Source organism: Desertivibrio insolitus (assembly GCF_017355965.1).
In the GTDB taxonomy this organism is placed as follows: domain Bacteria; phylum Actinomycetota; class Actinomycetes; order Actinomycetales; family Microbacteriaceae; genus JAFIQW01.
The window spans coordinates 312360-328711 of record NZ_JAFIQW010000001.1 but is presented as its reverse complement, the minus strand read 5'-3'; the positions used below and the strand labels follow the sequence as shown (position 1 = coordinate 328711).

Below are 16352 nucleotides of genomic sequence, written 5' to 3'. Positions count from 1 at the left end.
TGCGAAGCGCGGAGCCTCTACGACGCCGACTGCACCCGCTGGCCCGCCGCCGCGGCGAGCACCGGGGAGAAGTCACCGCGACCCGCGAACGCGAGCTCGCCGAGGCCCTGCCACTCCGCGGTGCGGTGCAGCTGCGCGAGCACCCGCTCGGTGACATCCGGGCCCGCCTGCGCGCCCTCCTCGAGCCAGGCCGACTGCACGCGCAGCACGCCCGCCTGCCGGTCGCTCTTGAGGTCGATGCGGCCGATCAGCCGGTCGTCGACGAGCAGTGGCAGCGTGTAGTAGCCGTACACCCGCTTGGGCGCGGGCGTGTAGATCTCGATCCGGTAGTGGAAGCCGAACATGCGCAGGGCACGGTCGCGTTCCCAGACGACGGGGTCGAAGGGGGAGAGCAGCGCGACGGTCTCGATGCGCCGCGGCACGCGCGCGTCGCGGTGCAGGTACGCGGGCGCGTTCCAGCCCTCGACCGTCACGGGTTGCAGCTCGCCCGCGTCCACGAGGTCGGCGATCGCCGCCTTGGTCGCGTCGATGCGCAGCCGGTGGTAGTCGGCCAGGTCGCCGACGGTGCCGACTCCGGATGCCTCGGCCGCCCGCCGGACGAGTTCGCGGATCGCGTCCTCACGCGGCACGCTCCGCTCGAGCACCTCGGCGGGCAGCACCTGCTCGGGCAGGGCGTAGGTGCGCTCGAAGCGCGTGCGTCCGGCCGCGACGACCTCGCCGACCCGGAACAGGTGCTCGAGGCCCCGCTTGACGTCGGACCAGCCCCACCAGCTGCCCGACCCGCGGTTGGCCTCGTGCTCGATCTCGGGTGCGCGCAGCGGCCCGCGCTCGCGGAGCTGGTCGAGCAGCTCGTCGAGCAGCGGTCGCTGCGACAGCGCCCAGCCGCTGCGCGCATCGCGCGCGTGCAGGTCGTCCATGCGGAACCGGAAGAGGGGCCAGTCCTCCTTGCGGATCACGGCGGCCTCGTGGGCCCAGTACTCCGTGAAGCCGCCGCGGCGCGAGAACAGCATCCGGTCGAGCAGGGCGCGATCGTACGGACCGAGCCGCGCGAACACGGGCAGGTAGTGGCTGCGCTCGAACACGTTCACCGAGTCGAGCTGCAGGAGCTTCAGCCGGTCGAACAGGATGCCGAGCTGACGCGTGCCGACCGTGCCTGGCTGCGGCCGTCCGAACCCCTGGGCCGCGAGCGCGACGCGGCGCGCCTGGGCGGCGGACAGCGTGGCTGGCATGTCTCCGACGCTAGCGGCAGCCCGTGACATCCGCGGTCCCGAGGCGAACGACGGCGGTCGCCGCCCGTTCACGGCCCATTCACCGGCCGGATGACGTGCCGCAACCGGTGCTCCCTACGGTTCGGATGGCTCTCGCCGGACTCCCAGCATCGCCCCTTCCCGAGGCGACGTCCGGCGGGCCCCAGAAGGAGAACTGTGATCACCAAGCGTGTGCTCATCGGCGGCGCCGCCCTCGCCGCCGTGGCCCTCACCCTCACCGGCTGCGCCGGCGGGGACGCCTCCGCGTCGAGCGCGTCGGACGTCGACGCCGCCACCGCGACCAGCGCCGAGGACTTCGGCGGCTTCGAGGAGCTCGTCGCCGCGGCCCAGGCCGAGGGACAGCTCAACGTCATCGCCCTGCCCGACACCTGGGCGAACTACGGCGAGATCATCGCGGGCTTCGAGGAGGAGTACGGCATCACGGTCAACTCCGCCGACCCCGACGTCTCAAGCGCCGAGGAGATCACGGCGGCTGAGAACCTGCGCGGCCAGGACACCGCCCCCGACGTCTTCGACCTCGGCAGCGCGGTCGCCCTCGACAGCCTCGAGTACTTCGCGCCCTACAAGGTGCAGACCTGGGACGACATCCCGGCCGAGCACAAGGAGGAGACCGGCCTCTGGGTCTATGACTACACCGGCCTCATGTCGATCGGCTACGACGCCGACGTCGTGCCCGAGCCCGAGTCGCTCGACGACCTGCTCGGCGAGGACTACAAGGGCAAGGTCGCGATCAACGGCGACCCGACCCAGGCCGGCGCGGCCGCCGCGGCGGTGCAGTACGCGGCCCTGCAGAACGGCGGCTCGGCCGACGACGTGCAGGCGGGCATCGACTTCTTCGCCGAGCTGAACGACGGGGGCAACTTCCTCCCGCTCGACCCGACCCCCGCGACGATCGCCTCCGGTGAGACCCCGGTCGTCTTCGACTGGAGCTACAACAACCTCGCCGAGGTCGAGGCGAACGAGGGCACCCGCGACTGGAAGGTCGCGCTGCTCCCCGGCGCCGCGCTCGGCAGCTACTACAACCAGGCCATCAACGTGGACGCCCCGCACCCCGCGGCGGCCCGCCTCTGGCAGGAGTGGATCTACAGCGACGAGGTGCAGAACCTCTACCTCGAGGCTGGCGCGTACCCGGTGCGTCTCGACGCGATGATCGAGGCCGGCACGGTCGACGAGGCCGCCCTCGAGGCCGTCGGCGCCGCGCCCGAGGAGCTCGTGCAGCTCACGAGCGAGCAGACCGAGGCGGCGAGCGCGCTGATCGCCTCCAACTGGGCCGCCGCGATCCAGTAACCACGATGACCGCGACCGCCTCCGCCGCGGCCGTGCACGTGGCGGGCGACGTCGGGACCGCGAGGTCCCGGCGTCGCCTGCCCGCGTGGCTCGGCCTCACCCCGTTCGCGCTGTACGTGCTGCTGTTCCTCGCGATCCCGACCGTGCTCGCGATCGCGACCGGCTTCGTCGACGGCGAGGGCGCGTTCACGCTCGAGAACCTCGCGGCGCTCGGCGATCCCGTCATCCTCGGCACCTTCCTCGACTCGTTCTGGGTCTCTGCCGTCACGGCCGTCGCCGGAGCGGTGCTCGGCGCGCTCGTCTGCTACGCCCTGCTCGGCCTCCGCCCGGACGGCGCGGTCCGCTCCGTGGTCGACTCGGCCGCGAGCGTGCTCGCCCAGTTCGGCGGGGTCATGCTCGCGTTCGCGTTCATCGCGACGATCGGTCTGCAGGGCGTCGTCACCGTGCTCCTCGCGGATGTCTTCGGCATCAACCTCTTCGCCGACGGCGTCTGGCTCTACCAGGTGCCCGGTCTCCTGCTGCCCTACCTCTACTTCCAGGTGCCGCTCATGGTCATCACGTTCATGCCGTCGCTCGAGGGCCTGAAGCCGCAGTGGGCGGAGGCGACGGCGACGCTCGGCGGCAACCGTTTCGTCTTCTGGACCCGCATCGCGATGCCGATCCTCGCGCCGTCGTTCCTCGGCAGCGTGCTGCTGCTGTTCGCCAACGCCTTCTCCTCCTACGCGACCGCCGCGGCCCTCATCAGTCAGGGCTCGCAGATCGTGCCGCTGCAGATCCGCGGTGCGCTCATCAGCGAGACGGTGCTCGGCCGGGAGAACCTCGCGGGCGCCCTCGCCCTGGGCATGGTGCTCGTCATGGTCGTGCTGATGACCGCGTACTCGCTGCTGCAGTCGCGCACCGAGCGGTGGCAGCGATGAGCGCCGGCACGTCGGTCGCGCCCTCGCCGCTCGCGCGCTGGGTCATCCTCGGCGTTGTCGGGCTGCTCTTCGCGGTGCCGATCGTCTCGATGCTCGGCTTCACGCTGCGGGGCGGCGCCGACGGCGCGCTGACCATCGAGCGGTGGACCGCCATCCTCGACCCCGAGAACGCGCGCGCCTACCGCAACCTCTTCCAGGGCGTCGGCAACTCGCTGCTGCTCGCCGTCGTCACCGTCGCGATCGTGCTCGCCGTGCTCGTGCCGACGATGCTGCTCGTCGCGATCCGCTACCCGCGGCTGCGTCGCGTCGTCGAGTTCGTCTGCATCGTGCCGATCACGATCCCGGCGATCGTGCTCGTCGTCGGGCTCGCGCCGGTCTACTCGGTGGTCACCCGCCTCGCCGGCAGCTCCGTCTGGACCCTCGCCTTCGCCTACGGCGTGACGGTGCTGCCGTACGCCTACCGGGCGATCCAGTCCAACCTGTCCGCGGTCGACGTCGTCACCCTCTCCGAGGCGGCCCGCTCGCTCGGGGCACCGTGGGTGTCGGTGCTCTTCCGGGTGCTGCTCCCGAACCTGCGCCGGGGCATCCTCGCCGCCGCGTTCATCACCGTCGCGGTCGTGCTGGGGGAGTTCACGATCGCCTCGCTGCTCAACCGCGTCAACCTGCAGACCGCGCTCGTGCAGGTCAGCCGCAGCGACCCGTACACCGCGGTGATCTTCTCGCTGCTCGCCCTCGCCTTCGCCTTCACGCTCCTGCTCGTCATCGGCAGGATCACCGCCGCCCGTCCGAGGAGGACCCCATGACCGGTGCCACCGTCCGCTTCTCGAACGTCGTCAAGGAGTACCCGGGCGGAACGCGCGGCCTCGACGGCGTCGACCTCGAGCTCACCGGCGGCGAGTTCGTCGCCCTGCTCGGCCCGTCCGGCTGCGGCAAGACGACGGCGCTGCGCAGTCTCGCGGGGCTCGAGACCGTGACATCCGGTCGCATCATGGTCGACGGCGACGACGTCTCGACCGTGCCCGTGAACCGCCGCGACATCGGCATGGTGTTCCAGTCGTACTCGCTGTTCCCGCACATGACCGCCGCGGAGAACGTCGAGTTCGGGCTCCGGATGCGCCGGGTCCCCGCGACCGAGCGCCGGGAGCGCGCCGCCGCGTCGCTCGAGCTGGTCGGCCTCGCCCACCTCGGCGCGCGTTACGCGCACCAGCTCTCGGGAGGACAGCAGCAGCGCGTCGCCCTGGCGCGCGCGCTCGTCACCCGTCCGCGCGTGCTGCTGCTCGACGAGCCGCTGTCGGCGCTGGACGCCAAGGTGCGCGTCGCGCTGCGGGACGAGATCCGCGCGCTGCAGACAGAGCTCGGCATCACGACGCTCTTCGTGACCCACGACCAGGAGGAGGCCCTCGCCGTCGCCGACCGCGTCGCCGTCATGCGCGCCGGGCGGATCGAGCAGATCGGCACGCCGGAGGAGCTCTACGGGCGGCCCGCGTCTGCGTTCGTCGCGGACTTCGTGGGGCTCAGCAACCGGCTGCCCGGCGTCGTCGCGGGCGACCGCGTCTCCGTGCTCGGCAGCGAGCTGCCGCTGCTCGATCAGGCCGCGGCATCCGGGCACGTCGAGGCGTTCGTGCGCCCCGAGGACGTCGTGCTCGCCGCCGACGGCATCCCGGCGACCGTCGTCTCGACGAGCTTCCTCGGCTCGCTGCGGCGCACCGTCGTCGAGCTCGAGTCGGGCGAGCGGATGACGGTGCAGCACTCCGTCGACGACCGCCCGGGCGCGGGGGAGCGCGTGCACGTCCGCTTCGCCGGCGCCCCGGTCGCGGTGGCGGCGCTCTGACGCGCGGGCCGGCCAGCGAACGCGCCGGAACCGGCTCCTACACTAAGCGCATGCCGGAGTTCCGGAAGAAGGCCCCACCCCCACCGCCGCCGTCGACGCCCGTGCTCGACGCGATCCCGTACGGCGTGCAGCTCGCGGGAGCCTGGTCGTGGCGGCTGCTCGCGATCGGCGGCGTCGTCGCGGTCGTCGTCTTCCTCGTCATGCGGCTCGAGCTCATCGTCGTGCCGCTGTTCATCGCGCTCCTGCTCGCGGCGCTCCTGGTGCCGTTCTCGCAGTTCCTGCAGCGGCACCGCTGGCCGAAGTGGCTCGCGGTCACGACCGCGGAGCTCGGCCTGCTCGCCGCCGTCGCCGGCCTGCTCTCGCTGGTCGTGTGGCAGATCCGGCTCGGCTTCCCCAGCATTCAGCAGCGCACCGTCGCCGCGTTCGACGAGCTGCGCCGCGCGCTCGAGGCGCCGCCGTTCTCGCTCGACCAGCGCGAGTTCGACCGCTATCTGAACGAGTTCACCGGGTTTTTCAGCACGCAGCAGTCCGCCGTGGTGAGCGGGGCGCTCTCGGTGGGGGAGACGGCCTGGCACGTCTTCGCCGGCACGCTGCTCGTGCTCTTCGCGACCCTGTTCTTCCTCATCGACGGCCGCAACATCTGGTCGTGGGTTGTGCGCGTGTTTCCGCGCCGCGCCCGTGACGCCGTCGACGGCGCGGGCCGTGCCGGCTGGCTGACCCTGTCGAACTTCGTGCGGGTGCAGATCTTCGTCGCGTTCATCGACGCGGTCGGCATCGGCGTCGCGGCCGCGCTGCTCGGACTGCCGCTGGCCTTCCCGATCGCGGTCGCGGTGTTCCTCGGCTCGTTCATCCCCGTCGTCGGCGCCGTGCTGACCGGCACGCTCGCCGTCTTCGTCGCGCTCGTCTACAACGGGCCGGTCGTCGCGCTCATCATGCTCGGCGCGGTGCTCCTCGTGCAGCAGCTGGAGGGCCACGTGCTGCTCCCGCTGATCACGGGTGCGGTCGTCAAGGTGCATCCGCTCGCCGTCGTGCTCGCCGTCGCGGCGGGCGGCTTCCTCGCCGGCATCCCCGGCGCGCTCTTCGCCGTGCCGACAGTCGCTACCCTCAACGTCATGATCAGCTACATCGCGAGCGGCGCGTGGCGCACCGTGCCCGAGCCCACCGTCGAGGACGTCACCTCGGATGAGTGAGCCGCTCGCGACGATCCCCGGCCCGACCCTCGAGGAGTTCGAGCGGGCGCGCGGCGTCGTCTCCCGCGTCGCGGAGATCACGCCGATGGAGACGTCCCGCTCGCTGAGCGAGATCGTCCGCTCGCCCGTGCACCTCAAGTGCGAGAACCTGCAGCGCACCGGGTCGTACAAGATCCGTGGCGCCTACAACCGGCTCTCGAAGCTGACCGACGAGCAGAAGGCCGCCGGCGTCGTCGCCGCTTCCGCGGGCAACCACGCGCAGGGCGTCGCGTTCGCCGCCCGCGAGCTCGGCATCCAGGCCACCATCTACATGCCCGTCGGCGTCGCGCTGCCGAAGCTGCAGGCGACGCGGGCGTACGGCGCGAACGTCGTGCTGCACGGCCACGCCGTGTCGGAGAGTCTCGCCGCCGCGTCGGACTTCGCCGCCGCGACCGGCGCCGTCTTCATCCACCCGTTCGACCACCACGACGTCATCGCCGGCCAGGGCACGCTCGGGCTCGAGATGCTCGACCAGGTGCCCGACCTCGAGACCGTCGTCGTGCCCATCGGGGGCGGCGGGCTCATCTCCGGCGTCGGCAGCGCGGTCAAGCAGTACGCGGCCCGCGCCGGCCGGGACATCCGCGTGATCGGCGTGCAGGCCGCCAACGCGGCGCCGTACCCGATCTCGCTCGAGCACGGGGTGGCGACGACGATCGACATCCTGCCGACGATCGCCGACGGCATCGCCGTCAACCGACCTGGTGACCTGAACTTCGAGATCATCCGCGAGGTCGTCGACGAGGTCGTGACGGTCGACGACGACGAGACCGCGAAGGCGCTGCTCGTGCTGCTCGAGCGGGCGAAGCTCGTCGTCGAGCCGGCGGGCGGGGTCGCCGTCGCGGCGCTGCTCAGTCGTCAGCTCACCGGCCTCGGTCGCACGGTCGCGATCCTCTCCGGCGGCAACATCGACCCGCTCGTCATGGAGCGCGTGATCAGCCACGGCCTCGCCGCCTCCGAGCGCTACCTCAAGATGCGCATCCCGCTGCCCGACCGCCCGGGCGAGCTCGCGCGGACGTCGGCGCTCGTCGCGTCGGCGAACGCGAACGTCGTCGAGGTGCTGCACACCCGGCACGGCAACGGGCTGCAGATCAGCCAGGTCGAGCTCGAGCTGCACATCGAGACGCGTGGCCCGGAGCACGCCGAACTGGTGCTCCGCACGCTGCGCGACGCGGGCTACGAACCGCGCGTGGACTTCTGAGGGACTCGAAGTCGAGGCGGAGGCCGTTCCCGGCCCCCGCCTCGTCAGCCCGTTCCGGGCCGAAGGATCACGCGGGCGATCAGGCCCCGGTGAAGGTCTCGACCCCGAGGATCTCGACCTTGATGTCACGTCCGTTCGGAGCGGTGTAGGTGATCGTGTCGCCGATCTTGGCGCCGACGATCGCCTCGCCGAGCGGGCTCTGCTCGCTGTAGACGGACAGGTCGCTGCCGCCCGCGATCTCGCGGCTGCCGAGCAGGAAGCGGCTCTCGTCGCCGGCGATCTTCGCGGTGACGACGGTGCCGGGCTCGACCACGCCGTGGCTCTCGGGGGCGTCGCCGACGGTCGCGTTCTTCAGCAGCTCGGTGAGCTGACGGATGCGCGCCTCGATCTTGCCCTGCTCGTCCTTCGCGGCGTGGTAGCCGCCGTTCTCCTTGAGGTCGCCCTCTTCCCGCGCGGCCTCGATGCGCCGCGCGATGTCGGCGCGGCCCTCACCGCTCAGGTGGTCGAGCTCGCCCTTGAGGCGGTCGTAGGCCTCCTGGGTCAGCCAGGTGACGTTGGTGTCGGTCATGTGTTCTCCTCACACAAACGAGAGACCGGCCAGTCGAAAGTGGCCGGTCCCGCGGGTGAAGTCCCTACGTTACGAGAGCCAGCAGCGGTAGATCAACCCGTTCACGGCGGGCTCGGTGGTCGTGAGCGTCTCGCTGAACTGCCGCACCCGGTCGCTTGAGGCCGGCAGCTCGACGATCTTCCAGCCCACGACGCCGTGGTCGGCGTTGAGGGCCTGCAGCGCGCAGGACACCTCGGCGTTCGCCGGGGCGGTGACGCCCCAGTCGACCGTGACCGTGTTCTCGTCGACGATCTCGTGCCCGATGTCGGTCGACTGCAGTTGAGTGTTGTCGCCGCTGAACGCGACGAAGACGAGCCACAGCAGGCCGAGCACGAGGGCGACGGATGCCACCGCGACGCCGACCCACAGACCGCGGCGCGACGAGGCACCGGTGCGCCCGTAGCGTGCGTCGAGGTCGAGCCCTGACTGGGTCATGCGGTCCTTCCGGGCGCGGGCGTGCGGCATCCGATCCTCGGCCCGTCGCGGCTAGTCTTGACCAGGTTAATCGTTGGAGCCGGAGGTGTGCCGTGACGCAGCGTCTGCTCGCCGTGCACGCGCATCCCGACGACGAGTCGAGCAAGGGTGCGGCGACCTACGCCTACTACCGCTCGCGGGGCGCCGAGGTGCTCGTGGTCAGCTGCACCGGGGGCGAGCGCGGCTCGGTGCTCAACGAGGGGCTCGAGGCACGCGCGCACGCCGAGCGCGACATGGCGGGGCTGCGGCACCTCGAGATGCAGCGGGCGCAGGCCGCGATGGGCATTCAGCACGTCTGGCTCGGCTACCAGGACTCCGGGCTGCCCGACGAGGGCGAGACCGTGCCGCCGCTGAGCTTCGCCACGATCCCGCTCGAGCACTCCGCCGAGCCGCTCGTGCGCGTCATCCGTCGCTTCAAACCGCACGTCCTCGTCGCGTACGACGAGAACGGCGGGTACCCGCACCCCGATCACATCCGCGCCCACCAGGTCGCCGTGTACGCGATGCGCGCGGCGGCGGATGCCTCGCGGTACCCCGACGCGGGGGAGCCGTGGAGCGTGCTGAAGCTCTACTACGACCGCATCTTCAACCTCACCCGCATGCGCAAGATCTACGAGCTGCTGACCTCGGAGGAGCACTCGGCGCTCGCGTCGGAGGTCGCGCAGATCCTCGAGTGGTGGGCCGACCGGCCCGACCTCGCGACCACGCACGTGCCGTGCTCGGAGTTCTTCGACGTGCGCGACGAGGCGCTGCGCTCGCACGCGAGCCAGGTGGCCCCCGACAGCACCTTCTTCTTCCTGCCCAACGACGTGCAGCGCCAGGCCTGGCCGTTCGAGGACTTCCAGCTCGTCGAGTCGGCCGTCGAGACGACGTTCCCGGAGGACGACCTGTTCGCCGGCATCCCCGCGGAGGCTTCCCGATGATCACCCTGACCGCCCTCGCCACGGCCGTGCTGGCCGAGGAGGAGTTCGACCCGAACACCGTGACGCCGGGCGTCATCGGCTTCGTCATCACGTTCCTCGTGGCCCTCGCGACGCTGCTGCTCGTCATCGACATGACGCGGCGCGTGCGCCGCACCCGCTACCGGGCGGAGGTGCGCGAGCAGTTCGAGCGCGAGCGGGCCGAAGGCCGGGGGCCCGGAGAGCAGTTCCCGGGCGACGAGGTCTCCGGAGACCGTGGCCCCGGCGAGCGGGGCCCGCGGGAGTAAACCGCCCGGGTCAGTCGACCGCGACGATGAAGATCGCGGTCCAGTGGCAGAGGAACGCCAGCACCGTCAGGGTGTGGAAGATCTCGTGGAAGCCGAAGACCCCGGGCACGGGATTCGGCTTCTTGAGGCCGTAGATGACCGCGCCGGCCGTGTACATGAGCCCGCCGATGAGGATCAGCAGCATCATGGCGACGCTCACCTGCAGCAGATCGCCGAGATACATGACGGCCGCCCAGCCGAGGATCACGTAGAGGGGCACGTAGAGCCAGCGCGGCGCCGTGATCCAGAACACGCGGAACCCGATGCCGAGCAGCGCGCCACCCCAGACAAGGCTCAGCAGCAACACGGCCTTCTCCTCGGGCAGCGCGATCACGCTCATCGGCGTGTAGGTGCCGGCGATCAGCAGGAAGATGTTCGCGTGGTCGAGCCGCTTCAGCAGGCGCTTGGCACTCGGGCCCCAGTTGAAGCGGTGGTAGGTCGCCGAGATGCCGAAGAGCAGCAGCGACGTCGTCATGAACACCGCCGAGCTCCACTTCGCGGCCGCACCCTCGGCGAACACGATGAGCACGACGCCCGCGACGAACGCGAGCGGGAACGTGCCGGCATGGATCCAGCCGCGCCAGGTGGGCTTCACCTCCGCGGCGGGCTGCTCGTGCTCGATCGCGTCCTCGACGAGCGGCAGCCCGGGCAGATCGCTGGCGGGCTCGCTGTCGACGCGACGGGTCTGAGGGTCTTCGGCTGATGCCACGGACGAGATCGTATTGAATGCCTTCCGCCTCGACTCCGAGCGTTCTCGCAGCCCTGTGGGAACGCACGAACGTGCAGCCGCGACTTCCCGTTGCGCGGATCGGATTCCGACAAAGCCTCATTCCCCGTTCGGGGGAGAGGAGCGACTACCGTAGAACAGTGCGGATGCCTCGACTGCCCCTGGGACGCGGCATCCTGTACCGCCTCTATCAGGCGCGTCTGCGCCGGGGGCTGCACGGCGAGGGCCTGCCCAAGCACATCGCGATGATCCTTGACGGAAACCGCCGCTGGGCGCGTCAGCGGGCGCTCGAGACCGCGGCCCACGGCCACCGTGCCGGAGCCGCCAAGATGCAGGAGTTCCTCGGCTGGGCCGACGAGCTCGGCATCCGCGTCGTCACGCTGTACCTGCTGTCGACCGACAACCTCGTCGGGCGGCACAGCGAGGAGCTCGACCAGCTCTTCCAGATCATCGCCGACCTGGCCGAGGACCTCAGCCAGGTGCCGGGCTGGCGGGTGCAGCACGTCGGCAGCTCTGAGGGGCTGCCGGAGCCGCTCGTCGCCTCGCTCGCCGCCGCCGAACTGCGCACCGCCGAGAACACCGGGCTGCACGTCAACCTCGCCGTCGGCTACGGCGGCCGCCGCGAGATCGCCGACGCGATGCGCAGCATCATCGCCCATCACGAGAAGCTCGGCAGCGACTTCGAGACCCTCGCGGCCGACCTCACGCCGGAGCTCATCGGCGAGCACCTCTATACCCAGGGGCAGCCCGACCCCGACCTCGTCATCCGCACCTCCGGCGAGCAGCGGCTGAGCGACTTCATGCTGTGGCAGAGCGCGCACAGCGAGTTCTACTTCGTCGAGGCTTTGGGGCCCGACCTCCGTGAGGTCGACTTCCTCCGAGCCATCCGCGACTACTCGACGCGGCATCGTCGCTACGGTACGTAAGTGCCCCTTCCGCTCGACGACTTCCGGTCGCGGTTCGACGAAGAACCCGGCTACTTCGACTTCGCCTCCGTCGGTCCGCCCGGCGACACCGTGCTCTCCGAGGCCCTCGCGCAGAACACGCTGCTGTCGCGCGCCCGCTTCGGCAGCCTCGACGGGGTGCGCGACCAGCGCGACCGGGTGCGGGACGCCGTGGCATCCGTCACCGGGTTCCGGCGCGACCAGATCGTGTTCCAGCCGAACACCTCGATCGGGCTCATGCACGCGCTCTTCGGAGTGACCGGGGGAGAGGTGCTGCTCTCGGCCGGGGAGTTCCCGTCGCTGCCGTTCGCCGCCGTGCGCGCCGAGCAGGCGCTCAAGGTCATCCAGCCGCGCTGGCTCGAGACCGACCACGGTCGCGTCACGCCCGCGGTGGTGCGCGACCAGCTCGACGACTCGGTCACGGCGGTCGCCGTGAGCCTCGTCGACTTCCGCACCGGACACGCCGCCGACATCGACGGCATCCGCCAGGTCATCGGCAACCGGCTGCTGATCGTCGACGCGATCCAGGGGTTCGGGGTCGTCGACGCGCCGTTCACCGTCGCCGACGTCGTCGTCTCGGGTGGGCAGAAGTGGATCCGCTCGGGCTGGGGCACGGGCTTCATGGCGATGAGCGATCGCGCCGCCGAGCAGCTCATCCCCGTCTTCAGCGGCTTCACCGGCACGGACCAGGACGAGCTGCCGCTCGACGAGGTGCCGGACCCGGCCCGCGGGGTCGACGCGTACAGCGTCAGCAACCCCGACCCGATCGCGATGGCGCGCTTCGCCGCGGCGCTCGAGGAGATCGCCGAGGTCGGGGTGGCCGAGATCCAGACCGCCCTCGCCGACGTCGTCGAGCAGGTCATCGGGCTGGCCGACGAGTTCGGCATGCCGCTGATCTCGACGCGCGACGTCGCCGAGCGCGCCGGCATCGTCGTGCTCGAGCCGCCGGTCGACCAGCTCAACCTCTTCGTCGCGTCGCTGCACAATCAGGGGGTCACCGCGACGGTGCGGTCGGGGGCCGTGCGCATCTCCCCGCACGTCACGACGACCAGGGAGAGCCTCGACATGCTGAAGGCGGCCCTCGTCAGCTACGCCTCGGCGGCGACGTACTAGGCCTGCTCCGACCGCCGAGCGGAGTCGCCGTCGACGTGGAGCCAGACGAAGCCGTGCGGCGCGAGCCGGAGGCCGTCGCGGAGTGCAACGCTCGCGTCGCTCGCCAGGTCGAGCGCGACGTCCGGTAGGCCGGAGAGCACCTCGGCGTCTACCGTCTGCTCCTCGTCGGCGAAGTTCGCCAGCACGACGACCGTGCCGGAGTCGCCCGGCCGCTGGTATCCGAGCACGTGCGGGTTGCGCGTGTGGAAGGGGACGAGCGTGTTTCCCGCGAGTTCCGGCGTCCGCTGCCGGACGGCGATGAGGTGCCGGAGCCCCGCGAAGATGCGTCCGGCGTCGGTGCTCTCGTCGTTCCGCTGCGCGTAGGCGTCGACGGGGTACCGCGGGCGACCGACCCAGCGGCTGTCCTCGCCGTGCCCCGGCTCCTCCGCGTACGCGTGGTCGTTGGTCTGTCCGACCTCGTCGCCCAGGTAGAGGAGAGGGATGCCGCCGGTGCTGAGCACCACCGAGTGGGCGAGCAGGATGCGGGGCACGGCGCCGGGATCGCCGCGTTCGAGCCCGAGGAGGGACGCCGTGGTCCCGGCGACGCGGGCGTCACCGGTCCGTGGGTTCTCCTGGAAGGGGACGCCGTCGGCGAAGCTGCCGGGGAAGCGGCCGACGTAGAACGCGTTGAGGAAGCGGCGGTGGTCGAACCCGTCGATGCCGAGCTCCGTGGCATCCTCGTCGGCGAAGGTCCAGCCGATGTCGTCGTGGCTGCGTACGTAGTTCACCCACGCGGTGCCGGGCGGGAGAGCATGTCGCCGGTCCAGCGCCTGCTGCAGCAGTCCCACGTCTCGCGTCGCGAGGGTGCTCCAGAGCAGTGCCATCTGCAGCGGGTTGTAGCTCAGCTGGCACTCGCCGGGGGAGATGTACTGGATCACCTCGTCGGGGTGCACGATCGCCTCGGACTTGAACAGCATCGACGGCGCCGCGATGCGGCACACTGCGTTGAACGCCTGGAGCAGGAGATGTGCCTGCGGGAGGCTCTCGCAGGCCGTGCCGAGCTCCTTCCAGATGAAGGCCACCGCGTCCATCCGCAGGATGTCGACCCCCTGATTGGCGAGGAAGAGCATCTCCCTCGCCATCGCCCTGAAAACGGCGGGGTTGCGGTAGTTCAGGTCCCACTGGAAGGAGTGGAACGTCGCCCAGACCCACCGCCCGTCCGGCAGTTGCACGAATGAGCCCGGGTGGTCGTCGGGGAAGATCTCCCGCACGGTCCGCTCGTAGCGCTCGGGCATCTCGCGGTCGGGGAAGAACCAGTAGTAGTCCTCGAACTCCTGCTCGCCGGCGAGCGCCCGCTTCGCCCACTCGTGCTCGTTCGAGGTGTGGTTGAAGATGAAGTCGACGACGAGCGAGATCCCCGCGTCGTGGAGGTCGGCCGCGACCGCGGCGAGGTCCTGGATCGTGCCGAGCGCGGGGTCCACCTGCCGGTAGCTCGACACCGCGTACCCGCCGTCCGAGTTGCCTTCGGGCGCGAGGAACAGGGGCATCAGGTGGAGGTAGCTGAGCCCGAGCTCGCGGAAGTAGGGGATGTGCCGGGCGAGGCCCGGGAGGTCTCCGGCGTAGCGGTCGACGTAGCAGACGCCGCCCAGCATCCGGTTCGACTGGTACCAGTCCGGGTCGGCCAGTCGCTCCGCGTCCCGCCGCTTGAGCGCGGCCGGTCGCGACGCCCAGGACTCCGCCGCGTCTGCGAGGACGCCCTCGAGTTCGCTTCGCGCTCTCGCGTCGTCGCCGTAGATCTCGTGGAAGAGGCGCTCCAGGCGCGGCCCTTCGGCGGCGACGCGAGCGAGGAACGTGGGGTCGCCGACCTCACCGGTGAGGGCGTGCGGAATCCGGTCCGACATGTCGTCATTCTGCTCCCCTTCTCCGACGGCCCGGGCGGGGATTTCCTGCCCCCGCCCGATGACGGCGAGACGCGGATCGTTAATCTCTCCGTAACGCGTCCCCTCCGTGTCATGCGTGCGCGATGTCGGTGCTGGGGCTTACGTTCGGAACATCAGGTAAGGCACCTGGTCGAGACGGCCACATAAGTTCGTTTCGTAACCGCCTGTGGCCGCTTCGCATACAGGATCCGGGCGCTCAGCCGCCCGGGGATGGAGTGGTTGTGGCCGCGCTTTCTCCCAAGCAGAAGACCAGCCAGGCGGATGTCTCAGCGACGCGCGAGCGCACGTACGTGCTCGACACGTCGGTGCTGCTGAGCGATCCCAAGGCGATCTTCCGCTTCGCCGAGCACGCCGTCGTGCTTCCCGTGGTGGTCATCTCCGAACTGGAGGCGAAGCGTCACGACCCCGAGATCGGGTACTTCGCGCGGCAGGCACTCCGCAACCTCGACGAGCTGCGCGTGCAGCACGAGCGTCTCGACTTCCCCGTCCCCGTCGGCGACGGCGGCAGCCTGCGGGTGGAGCTGAACCACTCCAACCAGTCGGTGCTGCCCTCCGGCATGCAGCTCGGTGACAACGACTCGCGGATCCTCGCCGTCGCGGCGAACCTCGCGAACGACGGGCTGGACGTCACGGTCGTGTCGAAGGACCTGCCCCTGCGCGTCAAGGCCTCGTCGCTCGGCATCACCGCCGAGGAGTACCGCGCGGAGCTCGCGGTCGACTCCGGCTGGACGGGCCTCGCCGACGTCACGATCTCCAGCGAGCAGATGGCGTCGCTGTACGACACCGAGACGATCGAGTCGCGCGACATCCAGGACCTGCCCGTCAACACCGGGCTCGTGCTGCACAGCGACCGCGGCTCGGCCCTCGGCCGTGTCACGGCGCGGGGGCGCGCTCGCCTCGTGCGCGGCGACCGCGACGTGTTCGGCCTGCACGGCCGCTCCGCCGAGCAGCGGCTCGCGATCGACCTGTTGCTCGACCCCGAGGTCGGCATCGTCTCACTCGGCGGCCGCGCCGGCACCGGCAAGAGCGCCCTCGCCCTCTGCGCGGGTCTCGAGGCCGTGCTCGAGAAGCAGCAGCACCGCAAGATCATGGTGTTCCGCCCGCTCTACGCCGTCGGTGGTCAGGAGCTCGGCTTCCTGCCCGGCGACCAGGGCGAGAAGATGAACCCCTGGGGGCAGGCGGTCTACGACACGCTCGGCGCGCTCGTCTCGCAGAACGTGCTCGACGAGATCACCGACCGGGGCATCCTCGAGGTGCTGCCGCTCACCCACATCCGCGGACGCTCGCTGCACGACGCGTTCGTGATCGTCGACGAGGCGCAGTCACTCGAGCGCAACGTGCTGCTCACGGTGCTCAGCCGCATCGGTCAGAACTCGCGCGTCGTGCTCACCCACGACGTCGCGCAGCGCGACAACCTCCGCGTCGGCCGGCACGACGGCGTCGCCTCGGTGATCGAGACGCTCAAGGGGCACCCGCTGTTCGCGCACGTCACCCTCACCCGGTCGGAGCGCAGCGCGATCGCCGCGCTCGTCACCGAGATGCTGGAGGGCAACGAACTGGCCTGATGCCCGGGGGAGCGCCGCCCCAAGGCG

The 16352-nt window shown here is 70.8% G+C and carries 16 protein-coding genes; 11 read left to right on the top strand and 5 right to left on the bottom strand.

From position 1 onward, the window contains the following. Positions 1-17: 17 nt before the first annotated feature. A complete protein-coding gene (locus JUB10_RS01535) occupies positions 18-1229 on the bottom strand; it encodes a winged helix-turn-helix domain-containing protein (RefSeq protein ID WP_207453618.1) in 1212 nt (403 codons plus the stop codon). 195 nt (positions 1230-1424) lie between these two features. Here JUB10_RS01535 and JUB10_RS01530 point away from each other — a divergent pair, with 195 nt between their 5' ends. From JUB10_RS01530 to ilvA, 6 genes are read left to right on the top strand one after another with little or no spacing between them, the layout of a single operon-like run. Then, a complete protein-coding gene (locus tag JUB10_RS01530; RefSeq protein WP_307859039.1) occupies positions 1425-2555 on the top strand; it encodes an ABC transporter substrate-binding protein in 1131 nt (376 codons plus the stop codon). Positions 2556-2560: 5 nt separating this feature from the next. Further along, positions 2561-3472 carry an ABC transporter permease gene (locus tag JUB10_RS01525; protein WP_207453615.1) on the top strand — a complete coding sequence of 304 codons (912 nt, stop codon included), beginning with the start codon at positions 2561-2563 and terminating at the stop codon, positions 3470-3472. Next, positions 3469-4275 (top strand): ABC transporter permease, encoded by an 807-nt coding sequence (locus JUB10_RS01520; protein WP_207453613.1) that lies wholly within the window; start codon positions 3469-3471, stop codon positions 4273-4275. The genes JUB10_RS01525 and JUB10_RS01520 overlap by 4 nt, the downstream gene beginning before the upstream one ends. Further along, complete coding sequence (locus JUB10_RS01515) at positions 4272-5303, top strand: ABC transporter ATP-binding protein (RefSeq protein ID WP_207453611.1); 1032 nt, start codon at positions 4272-4274, stop codon at positions 5301-5303. The genes JUB10_RS01520 and JUB10_RS01515 overlap by 4 nt, the downstream gene beginning before the upstream one ends. A 50-nt stretch (positions 5304-5353) precedes the next feature. Beyond that, positions 5354-6493, top strand: coding sequence for an AI-2E family transporter (locus tag JUB10_RS01510; RefSeq protein WP_207453609.1), 1140 nt, complete (start codon positions 5354-5356; stop codon positions 6491-6493). Beyond that, a complete protein-coding gene (gene ilvA / locus JUB10_RS01505) occupies positions 6486-7730 on the top strand; it encodes a threonine ammonia-lyase (RefSeq protein WP_207453607.1) in 1245 nt (414 codons plus the stop codon). Before JUB10_RS01510 ends, ilvA begins: the two co-directional genes overlap by 8 nt. 79 nt (positions 7731-7809) lie before the next feature. Here ilvA and greA read toward each other — a convergent pair whose 3' ends face one another. Beyond that, positions 7810-8298, bottom strand: a complete 489-nt coding sequence (gene greA, locus JUB10_RS01500; protein ID WP_207453604.1) for a transcription elongation factor GreA — start codon at positions 8296-8298, stop codon at positions 7810-7812. A gap of 69 nt (positions 8299-8367) precedes the next feature. Then, positions 8368-8772, bottom strand: a complete 405-nt coding sequence (locus JUB10_RS01495; RefSeq protein ID WP_242682012.1) for a DUF4307 domain-containing protein — start codon at positions 8770-8772, stop codon at positions 8368-8370. 92 nt (positions 8773-8864) lie between these two features. On the opposite strand from JUB10_RS01495, the gene mca reads away from it, so the two are divergent. After that, positions 8865-9734 (top strand): mycothiol conjugate amidase Mca, encoded by an 870-nt coding sequence (gene mca / locus JUB10_RS01490; RefSeq protein ID WP_307859038.1) that lies wholly within the window; start codon positions 8865-8867, stop codon positions 9732-9734. Next, complete coding sequence (locus JUB10_RS01485; protein ID WP_207453599.1) at positions 9731-10018, top strand: hypothetical protein; 288 nt, start codon at positions 9731-9733, stop codon at positions 10016-10018. Before mca ends, JUB10_RS01485 begins: the two co-directional genes overlap by 4 nt. Before the next feature lie 10 nt (positions 10019-10028). On the opposite strand, the gene trhA is transcribed toward JUB10_RS01485, so the two are convergent. Next, positions 10029-10766: a PAQR family membrane homeostasis protein TrhA gene (gene trhA / locus JUB10_RS01480; RefSeq protein ID WP_374191673.1), complete on the bottom strand. Its 738-nt coding sequence runs from the start codon at positions 10764-10766 to the stop codon at positions 10029-10031. Between the two features lie 164 nt (positions 10767-10930). Here trhA and JUB10_RS01475 point away from each other — a divergent pair, with 164 nt between their 5' ends. Further along, complete coding sequence (locus tag JUB10_RS01475) at positions 10931-11710, top strand: isoprenyl transferase (protein WP_207453597.1); 780 nt, start codon at positions 10931-10933, stop codon at positions 11708-11710. Then, entirely contained in the window at positions 11711-12841 is a 1131-nt protein-coding gene (locus JUB10_RS01470) for an aminotransferase class V-fold PLP-dependent enzyme (protein WP_307859037.1), read from the top strand. Here JUB10_RS01470 and JUB10_RS01465 read toward each other — a convergent pair. Then, positions 12838-14721, bottom strand: a complete 1884-nt coding sequence (locus JUB10_RS01465) for an alpha-amylase family glycosyl hydrolase (RefSeq protein ID WP_207453595.1) — start codon at positions 14719-14721, stop codon at positions 12838-12840. The two genes, JUB10_RS01470 and JUB10_RS01465, sit on opposite strands and share 4 nt — an antisense overlap. Positions 14722-14981: 260 nt before the next feature. Here JUB10_RS01465 and JUB10_RS01460 point away from each other — a divergent pair, with 260 nt between their 5' ends. Continuing rightward, positions 14982-16325, top strand: a complete 1344-nt coding sequence (locus tag JUB10_RS01460; RefSeq protein ID WP_307859036.1) for a PhoH family protein — start codon at positions 14982-14984, stop codon at positions 16323-16325. The last annotated feature ends 27 nt before the right edge of the window (positions 16326-16352 follow it).